General features: G+C 52.2%; 23 protein-coding genes and 1 tRNA gene. 7 read left to right on the top strand and 17 right to left on the bottom strand.

Annotated features, from left to right (window positions below; translation table 11 throughout):
* Positions 1-39 precede the first annotated feature (39 nt).
* Genes B7989_RS01805 through B7989_RS01785 form a run of 5 tightly spaced genes read right to left on the bottom strand, consistent with a single transcriptional unit; the run spans position 40 to position 3,502 of the window.
* Positions 40-828, bottom strand: coding sequence for a DUF3108 domain-containing protein (locus B7989_RS01805; RefSeq protein WP_233144209.1), 789 nt, complete (start codon positions 826-828; stop codon positions 40-42).
* Positions 829-834: 6 nt separating this feature from the next.
* Positions 835-1,314, bottom strand: coding sequence for a 5-(carboxyamino)imidazole ribonucleotide mutase (purE, locus tag B7989_RS01800; protein WP_088626915.1), 480 nt, complete (start codon positions 1,312-1,314; stop codon positions 835-837).
* Between the two features lie 11 nt (positions 1,315-1,325).
* Positions 1,326-2,609, bottom strand: a complete 1,284-nt coding sequence (purD, locus tag B7989_RS01795; RefSeq protein WP_088626914.1) for a phosphoribosylamine--glycine ligase — start codon at positions 2,607-2,609, stop codon at positions 1,326-1,328.
* 50 nt (positions 2,610-2,659) lie between these two features.
* Positions 2,660-2,995, bottom strand: a complete 336-nt coding sequence (locus B7989_RS01790; RefSeq protein ID WP_088626913.1) for a hypothetical protein — start codon at positions 2,993-2,995, stop codon at positions 2,660-2,662.
* 27 nt (positions 2,996-3,022) lie between these two features.
* Positions 3,023-3,502 (bottom strand): isoprenylcysteine carboxylmethyltransferase family protein, encoded by a 480-nt coding sequence (locus B7989_RS01785; protein WP_088626912.1) that lies wholly within the window; start codon positions 3,500-3,502, stop codon positions 3,023-3,025.
* 132 nt (positions 3,503-3,634) lie between these two features.
* Between B7989_RS01785 and B7989_RS01780 the strand changes: the two genes are divergently transcribed.
* A complete protein-coding gene (locus B7989_RS01780) occupies positions 3,635-3,880 on the top strand; it encodes a TIGR03905 family TSCPD domain-containing protein (protein ID WP_072799897.1) in 246 nt (81 codons plus the stop codon).
* A gap of 11 nt (positions 3,881-3,891) precedes the next feature.
* Here the strand turns inward: B7989_RS01780 and B7989_RS01775 are convergent, their stop codons facing one another.
* Positions 3,892-4,479, bottom strand: a complete 588-nt coding sequence (locus tag B7989_RS01775; RefSeq protein ID WP_088626911.1) for a zinc ribbon domain-containing protein — start codon at positions 4,477-4,479, stop codon at positions 3,892-3,894.
* 172 nt (positions 4,480-4,651) lie between these two features.
* Positions 4,652-5,185, bottom strand: a complete 534-nt coding sequence (locus tag B7989_RS13935) for a hypothetical protein (protein ID WP_158212842.1) — start codon at positions 5,183-5,185, stop codon at positions 4,652-4,654.
* 87 nt (positions 5,186-5,272) lie between these two features.
* Here B7989_RS13935 and B7989_RS01770 point away from each other — a divergent pair, with 87 nt between their 5' ends.
* On the top strand, positions 5,273-5,947 hold the full coding sequence (locus B7989_RS01770; RefSeq protein WP_088626910.1) for a hypothetical protein: 675 nt from the start codon (positions 5,273-5,275) through the stop codon (positions 5,945-5,947).
* Positions 5,932-6,510 carry a hypothetical protein gene (locus B7989_RS01765; RefSeq protein ID WP_088626909.1) on the top strand — a complete coding sequence of 193 codons (579 nt, stop codon included), beginning with the start codon at positions 5,932-5,934 and terminating at the stop codon, positions 6,508-6,510. Before B7989_RS01770 ends, B7989_RS01765 begins: the two co-directional genes overlap by 16 nt.
* Positions 6,511-6,512: 2 nt before the next feature.
* Here B7989_RS01765 and rseP read toward each other — a convergent pair whose 3' ends face one another.
* The 6 genes from rseP to dxr form a co-directional block, all read right to left on the bottom strand.
* Entirely contained in the window at positions 6,513-7,892 is a 1,380-nt protein-coding gene (rseP, locus tag B7989_RS01760; protein ID WP_088626908.1) for an RIP metalloprotease RseP, read from the bottom strand.
* A gap of 128 nt (positions 7,893-8,020) precedes the next feature.
* Positions 8,021-10,027, bottom strand: coding sequence for a glycoside hydrolase family 9 protein (locus B7989_RS01755; protein ID WP_088626907.1), 2,007 nt, complete (start codon positions 10,025-10,027; stop codon positions 8,021-8,023).
* 172 nt (positions 10,028-10,199) lie between these two features.
* A complete protein-coding gene (locus tag B7989_RS01750; RefSeq protein ID WP_088626906.1) occupies positions 10,200-13,160 on the bottom strand; it encodes a glycoside hydrolase family 44 protein in 2,961 nt (986 codons plus the stop codon).
* 90 nt (positions 13,161-13,250) lie between these two features.
* Positions 13,251-15,086: a glycoside hydrolase family 9 protein gene (locus tag B7989_RS01745; RefSeq protein WP_088626905.1), complete on the bottom strand. Its 1,836-nt coding sequence runs from the start codon at positions 15,084-15,086 to the stop codon at positions 13,251-13,253.
* Positions 15,087-15,186: 100 nt separating this feature from the next.
* Positions 15,187-16,452, bottom strand: coding sequence for an alpha/beta hydrolase (locus B7989_RS01740; RefSeq protein ID WP_233144208.1), 1,266 nt, complete (start codon positions 16,450-16,452; stop codon positions 15,187-15,189).
* Positions 16,453-16,557: 105 nt separating this feature from the next.
* Positions 16,558-17,706: a 1-deoxy-D-xylulose-5-phosphate reductoisomerase gene (dxr, locus tag B7989_RS01735; protein WP_088626904.1), complete on the bottom strand. Its 1,149-nt coding sequence runs from the start codon at positions 17,704-17,706 to the stop codon at positions 16,558-16,560.
* A gap of 55 nt (positions 17,707-17,761) precedes the next feature.
* Here dxr and B7989_RS01730 point away from each other — a divergent pair, with 55 nt between their 5' ends.
* Positions 17,762-18,232 (top strand): hypothetical protein, encoded by a 471-nt coding sequence (locus B7989_RS01730; RefSeq protein ID WP_144264936.1) that lies wholly within the window; start codon positions 17,762-17,764, stop codon positions 18,230-18,232.
* 61 nt (positions 18,233-18,293) lie between these two features.
* Here the strand turns inward: B7989_RS01730 and dacB are convergent, their stop codons facing one another.
* The 3 genes from dacB to aroA form a co-directional block, all read right to left on the bottom strand.
* Positions 18,294-20,369 (bottom strand): D-alanyl-D-alanine carboxypeptidase/D-alanyl-D-alanine-endopeptidase, encoded by a 2,076-nt coding sequence (dacB, locus tag B7989_RS01725; RefSeq protein ID WP_233144207.1) that lies wholly within the window; start codon positions 20,367-20,369, stop codon positions 18,294-18,296.
* A gap of 64 nt (positions 20,370-20,433) precedes the next feature.
* The gene (locus B7989_RS01720) at positions 20,434-22,005 is read right to left on the bottom strand and encodes an extracellular solute-binding protein (RefSeq protein WP_088626901.1); all 1,572 of its coding nucleotides are present in this window, start codon (positions 22,003-22,005) and stop codon (positions 20,434-20,436) included.
* Positions 22,006-22,030: 25 nt separating this feature from the next.
* The gene (gene aroA / locus B7989_RS01715; protein ID WP_088626900.1) at positions 22,031-23,362 is read right to left on the bottom strand and encodes a 3-phosphoshikimate 1-carboxyvinyltransferase; all 1,332 of its coding nucleotides are present in this window, start codon (positions 23,360-23,362) and stop codon (positions 22,031-22,033) included.
* A gap of 50 nt (positions 23,363-23,412) precedes the next feature.
* On the opposite strand from aroA, the gene B7989_RS01710 reads away from it, so the two are divergent.
* A complete protein-coding gene (locus B7989_RS01710) occupies positions 23,413-24,174 on the top strand; it encodes an acyl-[acyl-carrier-protein] thioesterase (protein ID WP_088626899.1) in 762 nt (253 codons plus the stop codon).
* 2 nt (positions 24,175-24,176) lie between these two features.
* On the opposite strand, the gene B7989_RS01705 is transcribed toward B7989_RS01710, so the two are convergent.
* Positions 24,177-25,088 carry a ComEC/Rec2 family competence protein gene (locus tag B7989_RS01705; RefSeq protein ID WP_088626898.1) on the bottom strand — a complete coding sequence of 304 codons (912 nt, stop codon included), beginning with the start codon at positions 25,086-25,088 and terminating at the stop codon, positions 24,177-24,179.
* Between the two features lie 126 nt (positions 25,089-25,214).
* Here B7989_RS01705 and B7989_RS01700 point away from each other — a divergent pair, with 126 nt between their 5' ends.
* Both B7989_RS01700 and B7989_RS01695 read left to right on the top strand, forming a co-directional pair.
* Entirely contained in the window at positions 25,215-25,580 is a 366-nt protein-coding gene (locus B7989_RS01700; RefSeq protein ID WP_072799910.1) for a hypothetical protein, read from the top strand.
* 80 nt (positions 25,581-25,660) lie between these two features.
* Positions 25,661-25,734 (top strand) — tRNA-His (locus tag B7989_RS01695).
* Positions 25,735-25,745: the final 11 nt, after the last annotated feature.

Raw genomic sequence — 25,745 nt, 5'->3', positions numbered from 1 at the left:
AAAAAGCAAAAAACTCGCTTTTCGAAGGGATTTTTACCATTATTTGGCCTCAAGCAATTTCGCCTTGATAGAGCCTAGCGCAATTTCGCACTCCATAAGCACCGGAATGCGGCGTTCGTCATCGGTCAACCAGATGAAAATGCGGCCCTTGGACACGAAAATGCCGTCGCCGTCGAGCACGGGTTCCACCTTGATACAGGGAACTTCACCAAGTACGCTCTTGATGGTTTCGCGACCATGTACAATGACCTTAAGTTCGTAACGCTTTTTGCCGCTCACCGCCGAAAAACGGGATGTTTCGCCCACCTTGAGCGGAAGTGTACGCACCAGGTAGAAAGCCGACATAATGCTGTGTTCCGCCCCCTGGATTGTAACAGCCGTATCGGCAGAGCGCTTGACCTTGCGGGTCTTCATGTCGGTGAATACCGTGTCCGAAAGCCAGGCCTTTTCGCCCTTGCGGTCAAAGCGGATGACGGAGGTATTATGGAACGTGCCTTCGTGCAGGCGCTTGCGGAACACTTCGGTCATGAGCCCCTTGTTGCGCACGCGGGTGTAGACCGTATCGTTTACCGGATAAATTTTGTTGATCGTTTTGTTGCCGGTCGCATACGTCAAGAATTCCGTCTTGCCGTCTAGCGTCGGACGAACTTCGAGCGTCGCAGAACCTGCCGTAATGAATCCCCATCCGAGGCTGAAAGTCAGCTTTTCGCCTTTCATCCAAGGGGCATTCACTTCGGGCAAGTTCGGTTCGCCCGCGAAACATACAGCAACAAAGACCGCCACAAGCGCGGCGATCTTGAAGCTGAACTTTGTACTATTCCTAACCACTCTCAATTAGCCTTCGATGTCTCCGAGGCCCTTGCGGTAAGCGACGAGCTTTTCGCGAACACTTGCATCAGAAAGGGCGACGATGTGGACGGCGAGGAAACCGGCATTCTTGCCGTTGCCGATGCCGACCGTGGCCACCGGGATTCCCGGGGGCATCTGCACGATAGAGTGCAGGGCATCGACGCCGTTGAGCGGGCCGCCGGCGCAGGGCAGACCGATAACGGGAAGGATGGTGTGCCCTGCGAGCACGCCCGGGAGGGCTGCAGCGAGGCCGGCAACACCGATGAGGACCTGGAGGCCTCGCCCGGCAGCTTCGCGAGCATACTTCGCGGTGGCGTTCGGGGTGCGGTGTGCAGAGAGGATGTTGTATTCCCACACGATGCCGAACTGGTCGAGCACCGCGGTGATTTTATCTACAGTTTCCTGGTCGGACTTGCTACCCGCAACGATACCGACCTTTGCATTCGGAACTTCATTAATCTGCATTTTAAGTTTCCTTATTTTGCGAGTCTTGCAAGACCCTTCTTACCGATGTCCTTGCGGTAGAACTTGCCTTCGAACTGAACCTTTTCGCAAGCGGCGTAAGCAATATCCAAGGCTTCCTGGAGCGTAGCACCGTGACCGACCACGCCAAACACGCGACCACCGTTGGTCACGAGCTTGCCGTCGACCATCTTGGTACCGGCATGGAGCACCTGGGCGCCGTTCTTTTCGGCTTCTTCAATACCCGTGACGACCTTGCCCTTTTCGTAGGACCCCGGATAACCGGCGCTGGCGAGCACGACGATAGCGGAGCTGCCCTTCGGAGCCTTCGGGGCACCGAGCTTGGCAAGTTCGCCCTTTTCGGCAGCGTCAAACAAGGCAAGCACGTCGCCGTCGTAGAGCGGAAGCACAATCTGGCATTCGGGGTCGCCGAGGCGGCAGTTGTATTCCACAACCTTCGGGCCCTTCGCAGTCACCATGATGCCCACATAGAGAACGCCCGTATAAGGCTTGCCTTCGGCGGCCATGCCCTTGAGGGTCGGTTCAATAATCGTCTTTTTCACTTCGTCGAGGAGAGCGTCCGTGACTACCGGAGCCGGGCTGTAGGCGCCCATGCCACCCGTGTTCGGTCCCTTGTCGTCGTCAAAGACGCGCTTGTGGTCCTGGGCAGAAGAGAGAATCACGTAGTCCTTGCCGTCGCAAACCACGAAGATGGAGGCTTCTTCGCCGTCCATGAATTCTTCGATCACCACCGTCTTGCCGGATTCGCCGAAGACAGCCTTGTCGCCGAGCATTTCTTCGACAGCGTCATTCGCTTCCTTGTCGGTCATGCAGACGATGGCGCCCTTACCCGCAGCGAGGCCCGACGCCTTCACCACGATCGGAGCCGGGTGTTCAGCAAGGAACTTCTTGGCAGAGGCGAGATCGGTGAAGGTCTCGAAGGCTGCCGTCGGCACGCCGTACTTCTTCATGATATCCTTGCTGAAGGCCTTGGAACCTTCGAGCGCGGCAGCAGCCGCAGTCGGGCCGAAAGCACGCAGCCCGCGACAACGGAATTCATCCACCACGCCAGCGACCAGCGGAATTTCGGGGCCGATAATCGCGAGGTCAATCTTTTCGGCTACGGCGAGGTCGGCAATGGCCTTCGGGTCGGCCACATCCACCGGCACGCACTTGCCGAGGTTTGCCATGCCCGGGTTGCCCGGAGCGCACACGAGAGTGTCGCACATCGGCGACTTCTTGACTGCAAGAGCGATGGCATGTTCGCGACCACCGCTACCAACGACGAGAATATTCATATAGCGTATCCTTATACTTGTACGGGGGATAATTTAGAAAAATTCGCTCATCAAAATGCCCAGTACATGCCCAGGGCCCCTAAAGCAGTTATACCTAAGCCACCACCAAGCATCGCGCCACCATTATCACCCCCGTCCTTGAGCTCCTTTGCCCCTAATACGCTCCATACAAATCCAAAAACAACGACGAAGTACGAAATCACACCCACAGCGGGTTTAAACACGCTAAGATCAGCCTCCGATCTCTCATTATAGTCAAAATCACTGGAGGTCATAGCACCTTCGTATTCCTGCATTGACAAAACCAACGGAGGATTAAACGGCACAGCAAAAGAACTCGTCGCCACCAGCGAAAGAGTCAAAAGGAATACTGCTAAAAACTTCATAAAGTTTTCGCATCCCAAATACAAGGTCTAAAACCTTCGTGAATGTTTGCAGTATTCTTCATATTCTTCGCCGAAGTCGCGGCGGAGACGTTTTTCTTCACTCAGCACCTGCACCATCATGACGGCAAAGAAGGCGACAAATACGACGCACGATTGCCAAGTCCACAGCCACACGGCGGTACCCACGAGGTAAACGAGAGTCCCGGTTAGCATCGGATTACGGTTAATCTTACACGGACCTTCAATCATCAGATGCTGCGTACGCGGAGCCACTTCATGGCCGAAAGCATCCATCGGGTTGCCCTTGCCGCGATTGCGCATGTAGACGATTGTCCAAACACTCAGCACAAGGCCAACAAACATCACGATTGGCGCCACAATGCAGCGCCCCATATCAATCGGCCAAAGCGCGGGCATGCCAGACGCAAGCCACATGATTGTCGGAATCAAGGCAACAAAAAGAACTCCGCCCAGCAAGTACCCAAAGAAATCTCTTACACGTTTCATATTCATCCTCCTTTTTGATATAACATAAATTAAAAAACGCCGACGAATACAGGCTCATTTCTATCGGAACAAACCGTACTTTCATCGGGAATCATTGTATATTTAAGGCGGACATTCAACCCCGAGACACATATGGAAGAGACTTTCAAGACCAGAGGCGTTTGCGCGACGACGATCCAGTTCACGCGAGACGGAGACAAAATCAGAAACATCCGCTTTACGGGCGGATGCAACGGAAACCTGAAGGCGATTGCCAAACTCTGCGAAGGCATGAGCGCCGAAGATATCGCGGCAAAACTCCTAGGCAACACCTGCGGCGGAAAGCCAACATCTTGCGCCGACCAACTCGCCCGCGCCGTCCTCGGGAAAGAAGCGTAATATCTTAAACATTACCGTTTCTTGAATACGACGATTTCGGCATCGGCGCCGTTCTTGCCGTATTCGCTCACGAGAATGTAGCGTTCGTCGCAGGCGATTCCGAAGCAGCGGCCTTCGGCACCAATCTTTTCAACTTGGTTTCCCCAGTAGCTTGCGTTATCGTCCAGGAGCTTGACGTTGTTGCCGTTGATTTTGTATTCCTGGTTGATGAACGAGCCCTGCAGAACAAAGAGGTTGTCGATTTTCGGCATGTCCTTGATGCCCAGCGCGTTGACTTCTTCAATGAACTTCTGCTTCATAGGCGAGGTGGCGTGCGGAAGTTGGTCCGCGGGGAGTCGCCAGCGCTTGAGCGTGGGGAAATACTTGCGAAGTTCCACTTTGTACTCTTCGCGGGTAAAGTTCTTGCCGGTATTCTTGTTGAATTCATCGACGAACTGCGAGCAGAATTCGACCATCTGTTCCATGTTGAAGTCGCCGGTGAAAGCGCCATCTTTGTAGCAGTAGATGCAGTATTCATCGTTCTTGCTGCCATCGGCATTAGTGCCCAAGATTTCCGGTGTGAGCGGCATTCCGCAGCTCTGACAAAATTTTAATTCCATAGGTTCTCCTTTTTTAGTTGTACATGCACAAATGTACACTATTTGAAAATTTTTGTCAAGTCCTTTTCGCAAAAAATTTAATACGGCTTACTGTCTAGCGGTTCTGTGCAGCACCATTCTTGTGCGATTCGTTCAAAGTTCTTTTTGACAATGCGCTTGAAAATGAGGTTGGTTAATATAATCTATATTTCCAGTTTTTTTCAACATTTATCCTTAATGTTGTTGATTGACCCGATGGAAATTTAAACGTAACCAAATCATCTATGTCGTCTTCATCTACAATGTAATGACATTCATAAATTTTTTCTTGAATTTCACGAGGCTCATAATATGGGCAGCCCCGATGGTAAGGGTAAATTGTATCGCACGGGGAATAACGATGCATTTTCGCTTCCTGATCACCTAGATAAACAACAGCACATTGATCATCAGGTTCCACTTCATAAGTCAATTCAATTATATCCGAATGAAATAAAGGTATTATCGGGACAATAATCCCTGCCAATAAGAAATACTCATTTCCACTAATTCGAATATTCAAAGAGTCTACCGGATTTTCTTGTACTAGGTATTCTTCTACGTCTCTTTTTGAAGATGAACTTTCTTTTTCGTAGGTAGATAAAGAATATGTCGTAAAACGGCCAAGCGAAGAACATCCCAGCAATAAAAGACATAACGCCAATAGAATTCTATGCTTTTTCGTCATCAACAATTCCTAAGCCTATGTGCTACCATATCTATAAAATTTTGGATAGTGGTAATAATGCTATAAAAATAATCTAAATTTTTATTCATGACAAAATATTGTTCTTTATTATTACTTGTCCTGAGCGCCCTGTGTTTACAGGGGTGTCCCTACATCGCTCATGATCCGTCAGATGCACCGGAACAGGTAACTGCCGAAGATGTCCAAGGATGCTATTATAGCGAAATCATTAACGAGGACACCTACATAGATAAAAAGCTCCCTAATGTAGAAGGCGAGCGTCCTGCTCTGGGACGTGAAAAACGTTACGACAAGATTCTTTGTAAGGAAATCTGCTTTGAAGGCGATAGTGCAACAGTCGTTGTACGCGGCTTCGCTTTGACTTACGATACCACGGGTCAATTTGTCGAGGACACCATCCCTTACACCCTTAGGGGCGAAACGATATCTTATAGAGACGATATGGAAGTTCACACGATATGGGAATCGGACGAAACGGTTTACAAGGAAACGTTCCCGGTGTCTTATTTGGAACCGAAAATAGACGGTATTTTCCACACAAACATTACGACCCACTTCCCTATCGGCATGAACACGGACAAACTATCGTATTATACAGGAAGTTTTAAATTCTTCGCTTCTTCAGCACTCAGTGAAGGAGTATTTTCAAAAGACGGAGCTTTTAGAAAAATATCCGTTACGCATTATGATTCCAAAGAGGAATTTTCTACAAAAGGATGGGATGTATGCAAAGGATTTTAACACTCGTCCTTTTTGTTTGCGGCTTTGCTAGCGCAGCCTTCCTAGATATTGACATCAAGGATAGCCGCCTCCAAACCGAGAATTCTGTTTATAAGCCCGGTGGAATACTAGGCTTCGCCGCTGAATTCGGCGTGTTCAACGAGCCGGAAAATATGGTGGACTATACTCTTGCCGTAGGCGTCAGCCGTTTCGGTTATTCCCATTCCGATGGCGACGTGAGCGTGTCTGCATGGGATATTTATATCAAGCCATTCGTTTGGTCCGTGACGATAAAGCGGATTATGTTTGAGACCTATGTTGGTTTTGGATACGTTTTCTCAATGAATAATTTTAATCCCGCGCTTTTCGACGACATGGAAGAAGGTTCCGCTCTGCATCATGGAGACTTTAAGTATGGATATCGATTGGGATATCGCATAACAGACCAGTTGCAGGTTTCGCTGGCGGCCAACTATCAGGTACTGACTTGTGACTGGCATGCTAATCCGGGCGGAGGCGACACCATGCTTACGGGCGGCTGGGGCATCAATTTCCAGTGGAACATCCCCTGGATTCCATTCTAGGGCTATTTCAAGAACAGCGAGAGCTTGCTAAAGTCAAGAATCGTGATAAACACGAAGAAGCTGATGAAGAAGGCTGCAGCGACGTTCTGAATGACGGTCTGCGTCTTTGTCGAAAGCGGTTTGCCACGCAGCTTTTCGATACCGAGGAACATCAAGAGGCCTCCGTCGGTAATCGCGAGCGGAAGCAGGTTCATGACGCCCAAGTTAATACTGATGAGGGCGAGCAACATCAAAAAGTCCTGGAAGCCGCTCATCCACACGTTACCCATGACGGCGACAATCGAAACCGGGCCAGAGAACGCATCTACCTTGACATGGCCTTGGAACATGCGCTTGAAATAGCGAAAAATACTCGTGGTCATTTTCCAGCTGGTCGCACAAGTTTTCGTGAAGGCTTCCACAGGACCGCGGCGCACAATTTTTGTTTCGCGGAAGAGCACATAGCCCATCTGGATGCCGACCATGTAGCGCTTGTAATCTTCGTTGTAAACCGGCGTGAGCGAATTGGTAAGCGTATCGCCGTTACGGATAACGGTGATGTTCACGGGTTCGCCCTTGCTGCCGTCGATAATGCGCACCACTTCTTCGTAGCGGGAAATATGCTCGCCGTTAATTTCAAAGATGGTATCGCCCACGGCAAGGCCCGCCTTTTCGGCTGCAGAGCCTGCCATCGGCGGCAAGCGTACAATCACGCGGTTGCGCGGGTAAATACCGATATCGCCGATACCCATCGCAATTTCGGAGCTGGTAGAATCTTGCGCCGGAATCACGAGTTCTTCGGGGACGACCGTAATCGTTAGCGGTTCGCCGCCGCGGTGCACGGTAAGCGGGACACTTGCGCCGAGACTCACGCCGATTTGTTCGCGGAAATCATCCCAGCCCTGAGTGGGTTTGCCGTTGATTTCGGTAATGGTGTCACCCGGCTGAATGCCAGCGGTTACGGCCGGAGAATCTTTCGCGACAAAGCCCACGATCAAATCGTTTGTTGCCGGTTCTTCGACGCCCACCATATAAAGAATCATCAACAGGATAAAGGCGAATACGATATTGATGAACGGGCCCGCAAATGCAATGGCAGCGCGAGCGCCCACCGACTTTGCCACAAAATCACGTTCTCCCGGAACTTGGCCTTCTTTGAGCGTGTCCGGATTTTCGCCCGCCATGGCCACGTAACCGCCAAAGGGAATTGCCGAAATGCAGTATTCCGTTTCGCCGTGACGGTAGCGAATCAATTTCTTGCCGAAACCGATGCTGAATGTGTTGACCTTGACATTATTCCACTTGGCCACCAAGAAGTGGCCGAGTTCGTGAATGGTCACCAAGAAGCTCAAGCCAAGTAGGCCGAGCACAAACATCAAGACATTACTGAATATCGATTCCATCGTGTGATAATGTAGTAAAAAAAGAGATGCTGACCCTGAACCGAGTTCAGGGTGACCTCAGGAAAACAAAGCCGATGCCGGACCTAGTCCGGCATGACATTTTACGAAACAAGATTTATCCAATGGAATTAACGGACGCTGTTGCCGAGAAGGTCAAAGCGTTTGCCGTTCTTTTCGACATAGAGCTTATGGCCATTTTGGCGAAGGCGCGGAGCAGCCTTGTTTTGCATGCGGGCAGGCAAAGTTTCGTGAATTGCCGTAGTCATGGAGCTGCTCGAAACCCACGGATTCCATTGCGACGAACTCGAAGCGAGCGATTCCGAAGAGCTAGATTTTTGTTCAGACGAGCTGGATGTCGGAACAATCGAGGAGCTAGAGGCGATTTGAGAACTAGACGACGCAATCGAGGAACTCGACGAGACGACGGTTGACTTTCTGGCAACGCCATTTGCCGCAAACGAGGGAGCATAACCAGCGTTCAGAGCTTCAAGAGCGCCAGCAAGGTAAGCAAGAGGTGCATTCCAGTTGATAGCGACTTCGTTCGTTGCGTAGCTACAACGTTGGTCGGTATAAGCGGTCGCCGCATTGCCAGTTCTGTAATCGGCACACTTCCATTCGGCAGCAGAGCCAACGTCTTCGCCACCGGGCTGCGGGCCACCCACAAGCATACCCGGAATCGGATCTTCTACGTTGTCCGAAGTACTCGGGCGGTGGTGCGGCATCTTGGGAGACTTCGTGCCGTAACCTGTAACAAATGACATGTCAAGCGGATTCTTGCCGAGCAAGTAATCAAGCACCTTGAGCGCTGCGGTGTAATACTTTTCGTCGCCGGTGAGGTAATAGGCATGCAAAAGCCATACGCCCTGATTGGAGGCCACGGCGTTGGAGCCCCACACAAAGTCATCTTTCGCCATCACCACGCCAAAGCCCGACTTGGTACGGTTCACGAAACCATCTGCAGTGCCCAAGATTTTCTGTTTGGCTTCGTTTGCATCGCCAAACACAGATGCATGCGTTGCCTTGCCATAAGTGGCAACGCCCGAAAGGTCGCCCCAGTACGACACATATTCCGAAGAACCATTCTGCTTGTAAGAATTATCGCCCGTGGTAATGGCAAGTTCCGTGCCGGCAAAAAGCTTTTCGTCGGCCGCGTTGTTGCCTTCGTACGCACCTGTCGCCACATCGGAGGGGTTTGCGGTAAAGTGGTAGCTCATATTCGAAGAGCCCCAGCTATAAGCCTTCTTGGCTGCATCAAGGCACTTGGCGGCGTAATTGGAATCAAACGGTTTGTACACGCGCGCAGCAACTGCCATCACACCGGCAAAGTCAAGTGCGGCTTCGGCACTCTTACCGATAACATAAAGTTTTGCATTGTCTTGCGCAGGCATCACATCGCCAGGGAATGCAAGAGAGGTAAGCTTGTGATAAACGCTACCGTCATTGGCCTGCATAGTAAGCATCCAGTCCAAATTGTACTTGATTTCGGCGAGCAAATCCGGCAAAGTTCCATCGGCAGAAATATTCCACTTGGCCGTCTTGAAAAATTCCGGGAAATGTTCGTAAAGCGAAAGGAGCGTGTAGGTGGTAATGCCCGAATTCACGATATAGCGTCCGTAGTCGCCGGCATCATACCAGCCCTTGCTTGAATTGATAGTGCCCGAAGCGCCCGTAGAATTATGAAGTTCGACAGTCGCATTCGTATGGCCTGCAGCACGAGCCCACTTGCCCGCGTATGCACTTTCGAGAGCCATAGAGGCGCGCTGGTAATAGAACCACTTGATAGCAGCCTTGTAAACGTCGGCAAAGGTATTGTTCTTGACCACCAGATCTTGGCGAAGTGTCTGGCCGCCCACCTTAATGCTGTACTTGCCCTCGGCGGTCAATTTGGAAATATCGACCAGCTGTACATTCTGGCCGCTTGCATCCCAGAACGAGGCGGCGCCAGGCGTTACCGTAAGCACAGTCTTGCCAGAGGCATCCTGGATTTCAACATTGCCAGAGGCTCCGACAAGCGAAAATTCCTTGGGATCGGAAGGGCGGAAACCCACCTGGTTAATGTAAGCGTTAGCGGCAAAGGCCGAAGACGACAAAACAGACGCAGAAACTGCGACTAAAGCAAAAAATTTGTATTTCACAACATCCCTCTCTTTCGAGAAAACGCGTCACCAACGCGCGTGCGAGAGTAATATAAAGAAAAAAGCCTATAAACGGTCCAACAAAAAGCCGTTTATAGACAGAAGTGTGTCGAATGTATCAGGCAGGAATGCCGATGCCGACCTACGTCGGCATGACGCCGGAATGCAAGCGTTATCTCAGGCGGCGGAGGCCGCGAGGCATCGGCACCTCTTCACCATCTTCGCCGAGCAGGTAGATGTTGTCGAGACTAATATAGCCTGTACCGCTGTAGCGGGCGCGCCAAGAGAAGTTCTTGATTTGCTTCGGGTCGAGCTGCGGGATAGTCTTGCCCCAACCTTCCTGCTTCATGTTTTCCCAAATGAGCGTATCGCGCATCCAGGAGCCGCGAGTATTCTTGAGGCGCACCATGAATTCATCGTAATCCTGGACCTGGTTGCTTGCGATTTGCACTTCGAAGTAACCATCGGGATTGCTATGGTTCGTGGCGTAATCAAACACGATACCCACGGAATTGTGAACTTCTTCGGGAATCACGTAGTAGGCGCCCGCAAAGTTCGGCCATCCCTGCGTAGGCGGCTGCTCGATCATAAAGTCGTGGCGGATAAAGCCACCATGCGGAGGAGCACCGTTAAAGACCTTCGCGCCAATGGTCGTCGCGTTGTCGCCGTTTGCCACCGGGAACCAATCGACCGCATCGAGGCCGTTATCAAAATTCTGCATCACATGCGTGGTACGGTAGGCGCCACGAATGCGGAACGGAATTTCAAGCACCGTCACTTTACCGCCAAGACCCTGAACCACTACATGGATCGTGCGTGCTGCAGGGTACATGTCATCGGGAATCGGAATCTGCACATGGAAACTTTCAATAGAAGCATTCCACTTGCCGTCATCGGGAGTCACCGACTGCATCAACAGACCGCGCTTGCCCCAGTTGCCGATATTCACGGAACCGTTTGTCAGCTGGCCATTCGGCTGGGTTGCCGTCACGAACAAGTCGATCGTATCGCCCGCCATGAGCACCTTCTTTTCGAGCGCTGCAGCAAGAATCACAGGCTTGGCGGCCTTGTCCTTAGTCGCTTCGCTCAAGCCCACCACCTTCGGGTTGACTTGCACGACAGCGAGACCAAACGGCGGCACCGTAATGTCCTTGCTCTTGCTCGGGTTAATGCGGCGACCGCTCGGGCCCATTTTCGGATACGGGAACGCATTCTGCGAAGTACCCACCCACTTGAACTGATCTTCGCCAAAGATTTCGACCTGTGTGCGCACCAGATCGCCCTTGCCGACTTCTTTAGAATTGCCCTTGACGCTTGCACGGTCAATCTGCACCACCTGCGGTGCGTCCGACAAGTTCACAATCATCACGCGGGCAGAATCACCCTTGCCGATTGCATAAGCTTCCACATCCGGCGAAGTCGCCTCTACCGGGAACACGGCATAGCCGTCTTCCAAGAAATCCTTGAAAGTCATATAAAGGCCGTAGTATTCCGCCGTCGGTTCCAAGGACTTCCAATGATTCCAGGAGCCTTCTTTTGCAAGAGCCGTCATACTGATGGTACCCCAAGTGTCATCGGGTCCCTTGAACACGTTGCCAAAGGCATCCCACGGGAGCACCTGCAAACGGTTACCAAAGCGCATGGCATGCTGAGCGAAAATACTTGCCACAGCAGCAGCCTGCGGGTAATCCATCAGCAGGCTAAAGCCCTGCACGCAAGTGCTGAATTCCGAGAGGAACACGCGGCGTTCGCCTTCGAGGTGGCGTTTCATCCACACATTCAGCGTATCCATATTCGGGCCTACGTCGAGCATGGCCTTGAGCATTTCAGCGGGCTTCGGTTCATTCGGAGTCCAGTACGGATAATTGTGCAAGTCGACCACGTCGAGGTAACGCTTGCCGTCTTTCTTTTCGGCCTCGCCCACGATGCGCAGGAATTCTTCCATCCAGTACTTGCCATCAAGAATGCCGGCGCCCTTCTGCATCATCTTATGCGTACTCAGGAGCGGTCCGTGCAGAATGATGGAGGAATCCACCGCCTTCATGGCGCGTGCATATTCCAAGAAACGGGCGGCATAATGCCTTGCCGAAATCGGGCCGGATTCTTCCCATTCGCCATCGAGTTCGTTGCCGATTTCCCACTGCTTGATATTGTAACCCTTGACCTTGTTGGCGTAGCGCACCCAGGCGGCAGCTTCCTTTGCAGTACCCGTGCCTGCATTCACGCAAATCACAGCCTTTGCATTCGGGAGCGTCTTGATGTACTTCATGAATTCTTCAAAATCCCACTTGATGTCGGTCCAGTCGGTGCGAGCCTTATCGCCGTTACGGGTCGACATGGCGTAGAACTTGTAGTTGTTACCGCCGAGCAAATCGGTTTCGCCACTGAAGAGTTTCATTTCGCGAATCTGCACGCCCTTGGCCGGCAAATCGGAAGCCTTGAAGCGGATTGCCACGTAGCGTGTGCGGAACTTGGACTTGTACTTCGTTGTCGCCCCACTCACCTTGACAATCTTCTCGGTTTTCAACTTGTTTTCAAGAGCCTGATGCACACCCGGATATTCAGCATAGTCTTCGGTCCAGTAGGCTATTTCAAAAGATTTCGGACGCAGAGTTCCCCAATCGATTTGCAAGGAATCAACATTGATCTTTTCGGGGAATTCAATCACGACCCAGGGCGGATCCACAGGGTCCAAAATTTCGCCCCACCACATGGTTTCCATATTGCCGTCGGCCAAGTGGCTGCGGCGCACAAATCCGTAGTTGTCCTTGGTGGTGCCTCGGTAAATCGTTTCGCCCAAGAAACCGCGAGCCCACTTATTTTCGTCGGCGGTCCAGAGACCCGTGCTATCATAGCTACCGATACCATTCCAGTGGTAATCATTCGAAAGGCTGCCATTCGGGAAACGGAACAGCGTGTAACCGCCATCGACCAAAGCAGAGGTCATGTCGTAATAGCGGCTAGGCGGATTCCAGATCGCCAAGTCCGCAGACATCATGTTGTCTTTATTGATAACGACACCCGGATGCAAATCATCGACCTTGATCACATTCTGGGCGGCAAAAGCGGAAGCACAAAGCGAAAGCCCCGCTGCGGCAGCAAATACAAAACGATTGGCAAAACGATTTTTCATAAAAACCTCTCCTGAGAACATATATAAAAAAAGCCGATGCTGACTTTCGTCAGCATGACTTCAAAAAGCAAGATGAAAGCTCAATTCAGACTACTTAACCTGATGACCCTTCAGGTTGAAGCGCTTGCCGTTGTTTTCGACATAGAGCTTCTGGTCGACAAAGCGGAGCTGCGGGCCCTGCTTGGCGTAAGCCCTGCGAGCGACCTTGGGCTTGATTGCATCGGTACCGCGGGCAACACCTTCGGCAGCAAAGCTCGGGGCATAACCGTGGTTGATGGCTTCGATAGCGCCAGCGAGGTATGCAAACGGAGCGTTCCAGTTGATAGCCACTTCGTTTGAAGCATAGCTGCAGTTGTTGTCGACATAAGAAGTTGCCGGGAAGCCGGTTCTATAATCCTTGCATTCCCAAGATTCAGAACCGATGTCTTCGCCACCGGGCTGCGGGCCACCCACAATCATGCCGGGAATCGGAGCAGACACCTTGTCAGAGGTACTCGGACGATGGTGCGGCTTCTTGGCAGACTTGGTGCCAAAACCCGTCAGGAAAGACATATCCAGCGGGTTCTTACCGAGCAGGTAATCAAGCACCTTGACGGCAGCCTGGTAGTACTTGGCATCGCCAGTCAGGTAGTAAGCGTGCAACAGCCAAACGCCCTGGTTTCCAGCAACAGCGTTAGAACCCCACACGAAGTCATTCTTTGCCATTACGACACCGAAACCCGTCTGGGCACGCTTCACAAAGTCGTCAGCCGTTTTGAGCAAGCTGTCTTTTGCAGCCTGGGCAGCGCCGCCAAATTCCGTTGCATGCGTTGCCTGACCATAGGTAGCAAGGCCACCCACATCGGCCCAGCTCGGAATACCGGCCGAGGCGCCATTGGGATTATAGGTTGCATCGCCGGTAGAAACGAAGAGTTCAGTAGCGGCAAACTTCTTTTCGTCTTCGAGCCAGCCATCACCATATTCACCCGTCTGCACATCCATCGGGTTGCTGTATTTTTTGTTCGGGTTCTGGGCGCCCCAAGCGTAAGCCTTCTTGGCAGCTTCGAGGCACTTGTCAGCATACGTGGCATCGAACGGCTTGTACACGCGGGCAGCCACGGCCATCACAGCGGCAAAGTCAAACGTAGCGGCCGAGCCCTTACCGATTACGTAAATCGGATCGATATCGTCTGCCGGCATGACATCGCCCGGGAATCCGAGAGAAGTCAGCTTGTGGTAAACGCCACCATCGGAGGCCTGCATGGTAAGCATCCAGTCCAAGTTGTACTTGATTTCGGCCAGCAAGTCCGGAAGAGAGCCTTCGGCCGGGATGTTCCACTTGAGAGTCTTGAAATAGTCCGGGAAATGTTCGTACAGCGAAAGGAGCGTATAAGTGGTAATGCCCGAGTTCACAATGTAGCGACCGTAGTCACCGGCATCGTACCAGCCCTTGGTCGAGTTGATCGAACCGGATTCACCGGTAGAGCTATGGAGCTGCACGCTTGCATTGGTATGACCGGCGGCACGCTTCCACTGACCGGCGTAGGTTTCTTCCAAAGCCATGGAAGCACGCTGGTAGTAATACCACTTCAAAGATGCCTTGGTGACTTCTTCATAGGTGTTGGCGGCAATCGTGAGGTCCTGGCGAAGCACCTGGCCACCCACCTTGATGGAATACTTGCCCGGAACGTTCAAGTCCGAGAAATCGACCAGCTGGACATTCTGACCGCTAGGTTCCCAATTCGACGCAGCCGACGGAGTCGCCGTCAAAACGGTCGTTCCGCTTGCATCCACAATTTCAACATCGCCGTTTCCATCGGCCAGGGTAAATTCCTTTGCATCACCTACGCGGTAACCAATCTGGTTAATGTACGCCGTAGCAGCAAAAGCCGCCGACGTAAGAGAAAGTACGACAGCGGCATACTGTTTCAAGCCAAATTTCAACATCTCGGACTCCTTAATGAATTATGTAGCTACAAATATACCCCAAAAAAGGCGTAAGAGAGTTCTCTTACGCCAGAAATTGGACACAAGTGTACCCATTGTGTTATTTTTTCGCAAATTTCAAGCTTTTTTGTATTCCAGACGGGAATGAAACAACAATGGCATACGTCCCGGAAGGCAGCCAGGACAGGTCCAAAGCCCCGCGGAAATCGCCCCGCCAGGTTACAGAGCCGTTCATGGAGACGATGGCGCAACGGTATTCGCCCCCATTCCCGAAGGCTACCAGCTTGTTACCGACCAAGCCGACATGAGCCAGCTGTTTCCAGTTCGAAGGCAGACGAGTCTGCATGGAGTCGTTATCCAAAGTATCGGTAACCGTGGTATCCGTCGCAGAAGTATCTACCTTCGCCGTATCCAAAGGTTCGACAATCTGCGATTTTGCTTCACGAGCCGTATTGAAGAAACTGATCATTTTGTTCAAGTTTTCGTCGACATACATTTCGTTGCCGCCATGGGTTCCGTCCGTTACCGAAACCAGTTCCGTCACGACATTATGCTTTTTGAGCGAATCATACAGTTCCTTGCTCTGTTCCGGATTCACGACCTGATCCTTCGTGCCGTGGAACATGATAATCGGAGGATCGTCTTCGCTTGCATAATACGGCGAACTGGCTACCATCCACTTATCCTTGTTGCCTTCGCGCTCGGCACCGATGAAGGCGCCTTCGTAAGTTCCGCTACCCATGAAATTATTGATAGGATTCATGGTGTAAATATCGGTCGGAGGAGACCACAGCGACGCCGCATCGATACAGCTACTGAACTTGGTGAACTCCCCCAGGGAGCCCACCAAGTCCACCGTTACGGAACCGGACTTGCCTTCTTCCAAGCCACAGGTTGTAGCGACCAAACTGGAGAGATGTCCGCCCGACGAAAATCCGGACATGGCGATAAACGATGTATCGATTTTGTATTTCGCTGCATTACCGCGAATAAAGCGCACTACGGCCTTAAGATCATGCAACTGCGCCGGGTAAATGGCATCGCTTGCAGAACGGTGATTCGGAGTCACAAGCGCGTATCCGGCCTTCACGAGCGCCGAGCCGATTGTATTCAGGTCAGCGGAGCCCTTCATATTATTCATGCTCCAGGCGCTACCGTAAGTGTGAATCACTACCGGATAAGCATCTTTTGTTTCTTTGGGCAGGTAGATATCCAATGTATGGAATGTCTCCCTATCGCCCGCGTAATTCAAGTCGGCGAATTTTTCGGAATATTCAATTTTTCCTTGGCCTTGTTGACCGCCAAAACCTTGCGCAAACGCAGAAACCGCTACAGCAAGGCACGATGCCGCTATAATTTTGTTCATACTCAATCCTTTCCAAACAGGGCAATAATGCCCACAAAGTAATATAAATCAAAAAAGTCGCCCCATTCCGGAGCGACTCAAAATTCTGTTGTACAAGATTACAACTTACTTGATCAGGTCGAGCGTCAGGCGACGGGCTTCGGCGTCGGCTTCAAGCACCTGGTCAAGCGTCAAGTGACCCGTCACGTTCGGGGCACCGGCCATAATCGTTTCCACATGGCGCGGGATGTCGGTAAACTTGAGGTTACCTTTAAGGAAGGCGTCAACGAGGACTTCGTTTGCAGCATTCATCATGGCAGGCACGATACCGCCGCGGCGGCCGGCTTCAAAAGCGAGCGCAAGGCAACGGAACTTGTTGAAGTCCGGCTCGAAGAAGGTCAGCTTCGCAAGGGTCGGCAGATCAATGCGCTTGGTATCGAGCTTCAAGCGATCCGGCCACGTGAGCGCTACCTGAATCGGGATGCGCATGTCAGGAGCGCCGAGCTGGGCCATGAGGGAACCGTCGCGGAACTGCACCAGCGAATGCACCATGGACTGCGGGTGAACCACCACCTTGATCTGGTCGTACGGAATGTGGAACAAGAAGTGAGCTTCGAGAACTTCGAGGCCCTTGTTCATCATGGAAGCAGAGTCGATGGTAATCTTCTTGCCCATGCTCCACACCGGGTGATTCAAGGCATCGGCCACGGTGATGTTTTCAAACTTTTCAATCGGCCATTCGCGGAACGGGCCACCGGATGCCGTAATTTCAAGGAATTCGACTTCGGATTCACGCTTGCCACCTTCGAGGCACTGGAAGATAGCGCTGTGTTCGGAGTCAATCGGCGTGATGAAGGACTTCGGATTTTCGGCAAGCTTATCCCAGATCACAGGGCCTGCCATGACCATGGTTTCTTTGTTGGCGAGAGCCACATGCTTGCCGTGTTCGATAGCGGTAATGGTCGGGAGGCAACCCACGGCACCCATCAGCGAGTTGATGATAATGTCGGCCTTCGGGTCGGCAGCGAGTTCGCACAGGCCTTCCATGCCGGCGAGCACCTTCATGCCGATTTCTTTTTCAAGTTCCTTCGCAGCATTCGGGTCGAACATGCACACGCGTTCAACCTTGTACTTGCGCACGATTTCGGCAACCTTCGCTACACTGCTGTTTGCTGCAACGGCGTAAAGATTAAAGATATCGGAATGCTGGTGAATGACATCGACGCTAGAAGTACCGATAGAACCGGTCGCACCGAGAAGAACTACGTTTTTCATTTTGAAGCCTCTTTTTTATACAGGTAAAAAGATAAAAAATATCTATTATTTAAACATGCTCGCAAACGAAGTTAACGCCCTTATTAAAAAACTCTCCCCGTTCATGGAAGAGGATTCGGAAATTTTCCGCGAGCTTATGACATTCTTTGGGCAAGGTTCCAAGATTGACGTTCACCACGGCGACCTCTCTAAATTCCTGGGTCACAAGCGGCTTTACCGCGTCATCCGCCTGAAGGGCGAAAGCTACAAGGATTGCGTTTACCAGCTGGTAGACAATTACCCGGAATCCATGGAAGCGCTGGGAATGCTGCGCTACTACAAGGCACCCACAGGCCCCGTGCGCTGGGAAGAGGTAGAAGCCGCCGAAATTGCCATCGGCAAGGAACTCACCATGGCGGCCTACGGTTGGATGCCGGATGCATGGACTTTGTTCGAAAAGGAGCCGCAGGGTGATGAAGGCGGCGTGCACACTAACGCGGGCGAGCACGAACTCGTCGCGATTCTTGCGTTTGATTTGGGGGAATAACCAGCACTCTGTCATGCCGGGCACGGACCCGGCATCTCCTCTTGCAAGAAAGACAAGGTGCTTATTGTTTTAAGAATTCGAACAGAGTGATTCCCGGGAGCTTGCCTTTGCGGCTCGCCAAGTAATCTTTCAAAGTCAATTCAATCACGTGCTTTTTGAAGGCTGCGTGACGCAACTTCGGAAGTTCGCCGTTACGGAAAATGACAAAGCCCGTATGCGTCGCATCCAGATTGTTCGCGCCGGCAACAAAGGCAACGCCTGTTACCATGAGCGGGCCTTCGTAAGGTTTAGACGCCAGTTCCATCGCCCGATTGTATGGCAAGTAGCGCAAATCCATCGGAGCATCGGGAGTATCGTACTTGATCTTTTTCGCCTTGAAGAAATCTTGCTTGGGAATGGTACGCTTGATAACGGTGTCACCCGGAACCTGCATGACGCGAGCATACTTGCCATCGGCCACCCAATCTGCCAACAGGTAATGTTTGCGATTCACGTAACCGATTTTACCGCCCTTGTAGCGGATCTTCTGGAGCGTATTGAAGATTTCGTTTTCGTTCGGCGACAAGGCCATCGCAAGCGCATGTTCCAGGTACGTCACGCAGTCGACCGAATCCATGTACACCAGCGGTTTATTCTCAATAGAATCCAGATAGCTTTCGCCCATGGGGCCAAGCTTGTAAGGAGTCCCCTTCATGAGGCGAGAGAAATATTCAAGCCTTGCAGTAAGACCGGCCACATTCTGCGCACCGAGCCACATCTGCTTCATTTTCATGAACGAGGCGTAGCTGTCATTTGCGCTGTAAACGAGACGGGTCCACAAAGTATCGAGCGCGTCCTTGAGTTGCGCATCCGGATTCTTGCCCGTTTCGTTAAAGTACATGGCCACCGCAAGGGTATCGCCATCGAGCGTATAAATGTAACCGACCAAGCCGTGGACTTCGCCAATAAAGCCCGTCTTGAATCGAGTGAGCCAGGGGTACGGCAAATCCAGCATACGCTTGCCGCCGGTACCGATTCCAGGGCCAGCAAAGCTGTTGATGTAATAGCTGCCCTTGGGGTGGCGAGCCATCTTGGCAAGCAACTTGGTTTCGGTAGAAGGCTTCACCTTGTTCTTGGGCGAAAGTCCGCAACCGTCCCAGACTTCAAAATCCGTAGAATCAATTCCCATTTCGGCAAGGAATTTCATTTCCATGGCGCGGCCGCTTTCAACACTTCCCACACCCGTCTTTTGGGCTCCCAGATTGCGGAAGATGGTTTCGGCATGCAAGTTCTGGCTGCGCTGATTGATTTCGTCGAGAAAGCTCAAGAAGGGTGCCGCCGAATAAGTATAAGAGGCAATCTGGATTCCCTCTTGCACATTGGGCTGTTCCATAAAAGCAATTCCGCGTTCCTTGAGAGCGTGAATGAAGGCTGCCTTAAAGTAGGCAATCGGGTTGCGCACCGGGAGCACCAGCTGGCTAGAATCCACACCGATACCGATGGCGCCACCGATCGTGATTTCGGGCTTTGCAGAATCAAGCGCCCAAGTCCACTTGCGCTTTTTACCCGGAACCGTCACCATTTCATTTTTCAAGACGACATAGCCAACGTCGGGCACAACCTCGGCACGAGCCAGTTCGCCCACTTTTGCACCCGGCTTAAAGCGGATCATGGTGCAGTTGTCGTTAAAACCGAGCGGCGCAATTTCGGCACCGTACCAGGCATCATAAAAATTCTTGCGCCAGTGTTCAGCGCGCCACGGACCCTTGTAATAGCTGGAATCCAGGTCAATCTTACCCGAAACGGAATCAATGCCCAAAGCATGAATGGAATCGGCCATTGCATACAGCATGTGGAACGGGTCAGCATAATAGCGGCCCGAAAAATTCGGATCGCCCGCACCGCGGACATTGATGATTCCGACAAAAGTTTTCTTGCGCACGCTACCGTTCAAAGAAACTTGGGTCTTGGGCGCATAATCGAGCGGCAAGAAATGCACAGCCGCCGCCGTCGTCAAAGTCTTGAGCGTACTTGCAGGAGTAAACTTTTCGCCACCGCGAATGTTACCGATTTCATTGCCGGTCTTGACCGAGCGAATCGAAAGTCCGTAGCGGGCGCCAGGCACCACCGAGTCTACGTACACCTGGAATGAATCCAATTGAAAATTGGCTAGAGCGACAGTTGCAAATAATCCAATTAAAGCAAAAATATTTCGCATAATTTTAGCGCTTGCGGAAACGACGAATAGAGAACACCAACAATAGCACGACCGCAACAGCTCCCAAAGAGATCACCACAATAAGCCGCAAGCTAAATTCAGACTGTCCGCTGACCGAACCGAAACCCTTTTCGTACTTGGTTTCTTCGACCGGGGTTTCCAAAGCCGCAAGAATACGGCGCTTTACAGCGGATTCCGTTTCGGGGTCTTTGTACCCCAAAATGCCATTGATTTTCTGGTGCGTATCGAACACGAGACGTGCAATTTCTTCATTCACGGAAGAATCTTGCTTGAGCAAGGCCGCCGCAATGGCAGACACCATGCCGTTCACCGTCATTTCGATTTCACTCCATTCCGGAATGTTCTGACAGCTACGGCCATGATTTTCAAGTCCGTCAATCAAATGATTGTAGCGAGGATCCTGCATCCAGATTCGAATCAAGCTCTTGTCGGGCGGAATGAAGCCGCACTGTCTAGAATAGAAATCGATATTGTCTGCACGGAGCATGAACAGGAACAAGTCGCGGGCCTTTGCATGCTTGATCGGGTTGCTGTTCTTCGGGAGCGTCAAATGGCTTCCGCCCACAAACGAGAAATTGCCGTACGGGCCCTTGGGACCGGTCACCGTAATCAAGCCGTCTTTGGCGAGCGGGCTATCTCTCAAGCCGCCCATTTCCGTGTCGAATTCAATTTTGCGGATCAATTCGGACGTACCAAAAATCATCAACTGTTCGGAACGCACAAAGCGGTCTGCACTCTGGGCCGAATTTTCCTTGAGGTTGTACGGCGATACGTCATGGTCGCGCAACAATTTCAAATAAAAACAAAGTCCCACCAGCGTCAAAGGGTCAGCCAGGGCACTGCGGTAACCGCCATCGACTTCTGCAACGAAGTCACCGCCGTAATTCCAGAGGAACGGAGACATCTGCTGATAGCCCGTCCAGTCGTCCTTCACGCCAAATTCAAACGGCACCACCTCAACATCTTGCCGGTTAGTCACCTTGGCTTCCGAAATGGCCCGGAGCACGCCAAAGAACTGCGGGTAAGTTTCGATTTCGGAATCATGCAGTCCCAGTTCCAACCAAATGCGTTCGTTCGCGAAGAATCCACGAATGTCGAGGAACCACGGAATCGAGTACACCAGAGTATCGCGACCGATATGGCCAGATTTCATGGCCTCCGGATAAAAGCGACTTGTATCGACAGCGTCTAACAATTCTGTGACAGGGTTAATCATGCCCGCCTTGGCAAAATACGGCACCCAGCTCGAGCCCAACTGCAACACATCCGGAAAATCGGTCCCCGGGCCAGCTTCGGTTACCAAGACCTTGTTGAGTTCGGCGAAGGCGACTCCCCAATCCACGAATCGGATCTTGACCGGAGTTCCGCTTTGGCGCGTGTACTTTTTCATGAGTTTCTGGAGAGCGGCGCCAGCATTGATATCCTGGTCCATCACCCAAAGCACAAGCGTATCGGGAGGTGTCGGCATGGCCTTCAGTTCCGGCATAGCATGTGCGGTCACCCCGCCCAGGGCGAGACTTACGAACAAGGCTATGCTACAAATACGCTTGAACATGATTCTTCTCTAAGATACAAATTGACTATTGGGCAATTCTCAAAAAGTCTTCAAAGTAGCGCGGATACGTCTTGTTAATGCAAGCCGGATCCATAATCTTGATCGGAACACCGCCCAAGGCGACCAAGCTGAAGCACATGGCCATGCGGTGGTCGTTGTAGGTTTCGATTGTGGCGGGCTGCAAGTGTTCCGGAGGCGTAATCGTAATGGAATCCGTCGTTTCGCGGACTTCGGCGCCCACCTTGCGTAGTTCAGCCGCCATGGCCGCAATGCGGTCCGTTTCCTTGACACGCCAGCTGGCAATGCCCGTAATGGTCATGGGGGCGTCGGCAAACAGGGCGAGTACTGCAACCGTCATGGCCGCATCGGGAATCTCGATGGCGTTGAATTCACCCAGGCTCTTGAGCTTGCCGCCCACGCCCGTGCATTCGGTCCAATCGGGGCCCATGGTAATGTTGGCGCCCATCTTCTTGAGCACGTCGACAAAAGCGATATCGCCCTGACGGCAATCGCTACCCACGCCAAGCACACGCACCTTGCCGCCCGCAATGGCAGCGGCGGCTAGCGGATAGCTGGCCGAACTGGCATCGCCTTCGACCATGTAGTCGCCCGGAGTCTTGTACACGCCCTTGGGCACATAAAATTCCTTGAGATCGGCATGCTTGACTTCGATACCGAACTGTTTCATGACATCAAGCGTCAGCAAAATGTACGGAGCAGAAATCAAATCGCCTTCCACATGAATGTGGAGCGGAGATTCTGCATACGGGGCACAAATCAAAAGCGCCGTGAGGTACTGGCTCGAAATGTTTCCGCGAACAGACACCGAGCCACCCTTCAAACCGTGAGCGTTAATGCATACCGGCGGGAAACCCTCAGTTTCCATGTAGTCGATGTCGGCGCCAAGCGATCTAAGAGCATCGACCAAGTCGCGAATCGGGCGTTCCTTCATGCGTTCTTCACCGCTCAGGTGGAACACGCCGCGACCAAGAGCCAAGGCCGCACACAGGGAGCGCATGGCCGTGCCCGCATTACCCAGATAAAGACCTGCCACGTAGTTGTCGTTTTCCATCAGGACCGACGGAGCATCGATAGGAGCCCCGTTGCCTTCGATGACGGCTTCGGTAAAGTCATCGGTCATTTCGGCCTTGACACCGAGCGCCTTTAAAGCCTCGCCCATATAGCGGGTATCATCGCTTTTCAACAAGTTGTGCAAGCGGGTGGTCCCTTCAGCAAGGGCCGAAATCAAAAGCACTCGGTTGGTAATACTTTTGGAACCCGGCACGCGAAGTTCACCGTTATAAGACTTCAAAGCAGGAATCTGAATATGACTGGGGCGAATAAAGGGTGTATCCATGGTCATAAATTTATAAATTAAATAAGCTATTAGACCAAACGGAGCTTTAAATGATGAGCGAAATCACAGAACTCAAATTCACCGTACGCTTTTCGGACTGCGACGAATACGGCAGACTCAAGCTTTCGCGCCTATTCCAGTTTATGGAAGAGGCCGCCATTGCTGACGCCGAGCGGGGTGGATTTGGCCTGTGGCGCATGATCAAGGCCGGCTACACCTCGGCCATTACGCGCATGAAGGTCCGCATCAATCACACTCCGCTCATGGGCGAAGACCTTCGCGTTTCCACCTGGATCAAGGAAATCTACAAAGACAAGGTAGTCCTCAAGGACTATGCCGTTGTCGATAGCCAAGGCCACGCCCTGGCCGAAGGCACGTCTTCTTGGATTCTCGTGAACCTGAAGACCGGCTTTGCAGAGCCCCCGTCAAATAGCCCGTACCCCTTCCCCATCCAGCTTGAAAAGAGCGCCATGCCCGAGATGCTCTCGGTTTTGCCTATGGGCGAAGACCCGCAATTAGTTTATACGGAACGTGCCCGCAATAGCGATTTGGACTTGAACCACCACGTGAACCATTGCCGCTATGTGGAATGGATTCTCGATTGCCTGAGCAAAGAAGAAATCAAGGAACGCGGCATCCGCTCGCTGCAGCTGAACTTTGTGAACCAGGTGCCGCTCGGCGCGAACGTGAACATCATCCGCTTTAAAGATACGAACCACCACGCCGTATTCTTCGGCATGAACGCCGACATGGAAAAGAGCCCGACCACGAACCGCTGCCACTTTCAGGCCCGCGTGGGGTTCAGGGAATAACTTCAGGGAACGACAAGCCCGACACCGGGCCACATTTCAAAACTGAAACTCCCGTGCAAGTCGGTGCGGTACACCGCCGACGTATCGCCCGTGACAATCCGGAGCTTGTTTACCACCTCGTCTTTGGGGTGGCCGTAGCGGTTATTTTTACCGACTCCGATAGCCGCATACTTGGGGGCCACCCGCGAGAGAAACTGGAGCCCGCTACTGCCCGCAGAACCATGATGCCCGACTTGGAGCAAGTCCGCCGACAGTTCGTGCGAGAGTTCCATCAGGCGGTTTTCGCCCGCGGTATCCAGGTCGCCTGTAAGCAAGAATGCGCTTTCACGCCCCGCCTGCGGACCGACCATAGAGCCCATGAGGACCACACTCGCCCGGTTTTCGCCAAAGCGCCCGTAGCTTACAGGCCACAGGCATTCGAGCCTTAGCCCCTCGGCAAAGTACACCGTGTCGCCGCGTTCAAGCGTATCGACCGGAATCTTGTACCGCCGCGCCACCTTGAACATACTATCGCTCACAAAGCCCACCGCGGTGTCCAGCCCCACCAAGAGGCGCCCGACCTTGAGCCGCCCCGACTCGATTGCAGCGCCCATTTCCATAAACCCACCGCCGTGGTCCCGGTGAAAATGACTGACAAGCACCCAGTCAAGAGCCTTGATTCCACGACCGGCAAGCGAATCCGAGAGACCCGCCGAGTCGGGCCCGGTATCGTACAGCGCAAAATGCCCGTCGTGCTCCAGCAGCACGGCAAGTCCCTGCCCCACATCCAAGAATGTAACCCTCAGTGGCACCGGCTCCCCGCCCCAGCCGCTGTCGTAAGAGCAGCCCGACAGCAAGGCGCCCCAAAAAACGCCGAAAATCGCGCACCAAAGCACGGCGCAAATCAGCACCCACATGTAAATCCAACGGTTCATAGCAGTCTCCGATTTTAAAAGCTTCTCTTTCCTATACGCCAAAATCGGCAAAACTGTCTGATTTTACCCCCAAAAATGAAAAAGACGGCAAACTTTACTATATTTACCCTTAAACCGAGGTTTTTTATGCAATTACCCAAGTACAAAAAGAAAAAGCGTATCAAGCTGAAAGTCTGTCAGGAACCCGGCTGCGGCCGCGAATTCTGGGGCCACCCGATCGCCAAGTACTGCGAATTGCACCGCGACATCAAGCAGCGCCAGAAGCAGAAGAAGGACGTGGACAACATCGAGTCCAAGAACATCATCTTCCGCCACAACTACACGGAATCCATGGACCTCACCTTCAAGTGCTGCCTCGAAGGCTGCAACGAGCTGTTCACCATCCGCGTGTTCCCGAAGCAGTACATTTACCCCCGTTTCTGCGAAGAACACCGCAACGATTTCAAGCGCGCAAACTACCTGCGCATCATTTCCAAGCTGAAAAACGACTAAAAAGGCGCATTTTACAAAAAAATTGCAGGGCCACCCTTGAAAATCGGGGTGGCTTTTTTATATTTGGGCTCACAATCATGGTGGGTGTAGCTCAATTGGTTAGAGTCCCAGATTGTGATTCTGGATGTTGTCGGTTCGAGTCCGGTCACCCACCCTTAAAAAAGA

The sequence above is a fragment of the Fibrobacter sp. UWB5 genome, assembly GCF_002210295.1.
Taxonomy (GTDB): domain Bacteria; phylum Fibrobacterota; class Fibrobacteria; order Fibrobacterales; family Fibrobacteraceae; genus Fibrobacter.
The sequence above is the reverse complement of the archived record's forward strand: the minus strand, read 5'-3'. Positions and strand labels throughout refer to the sequence as shown.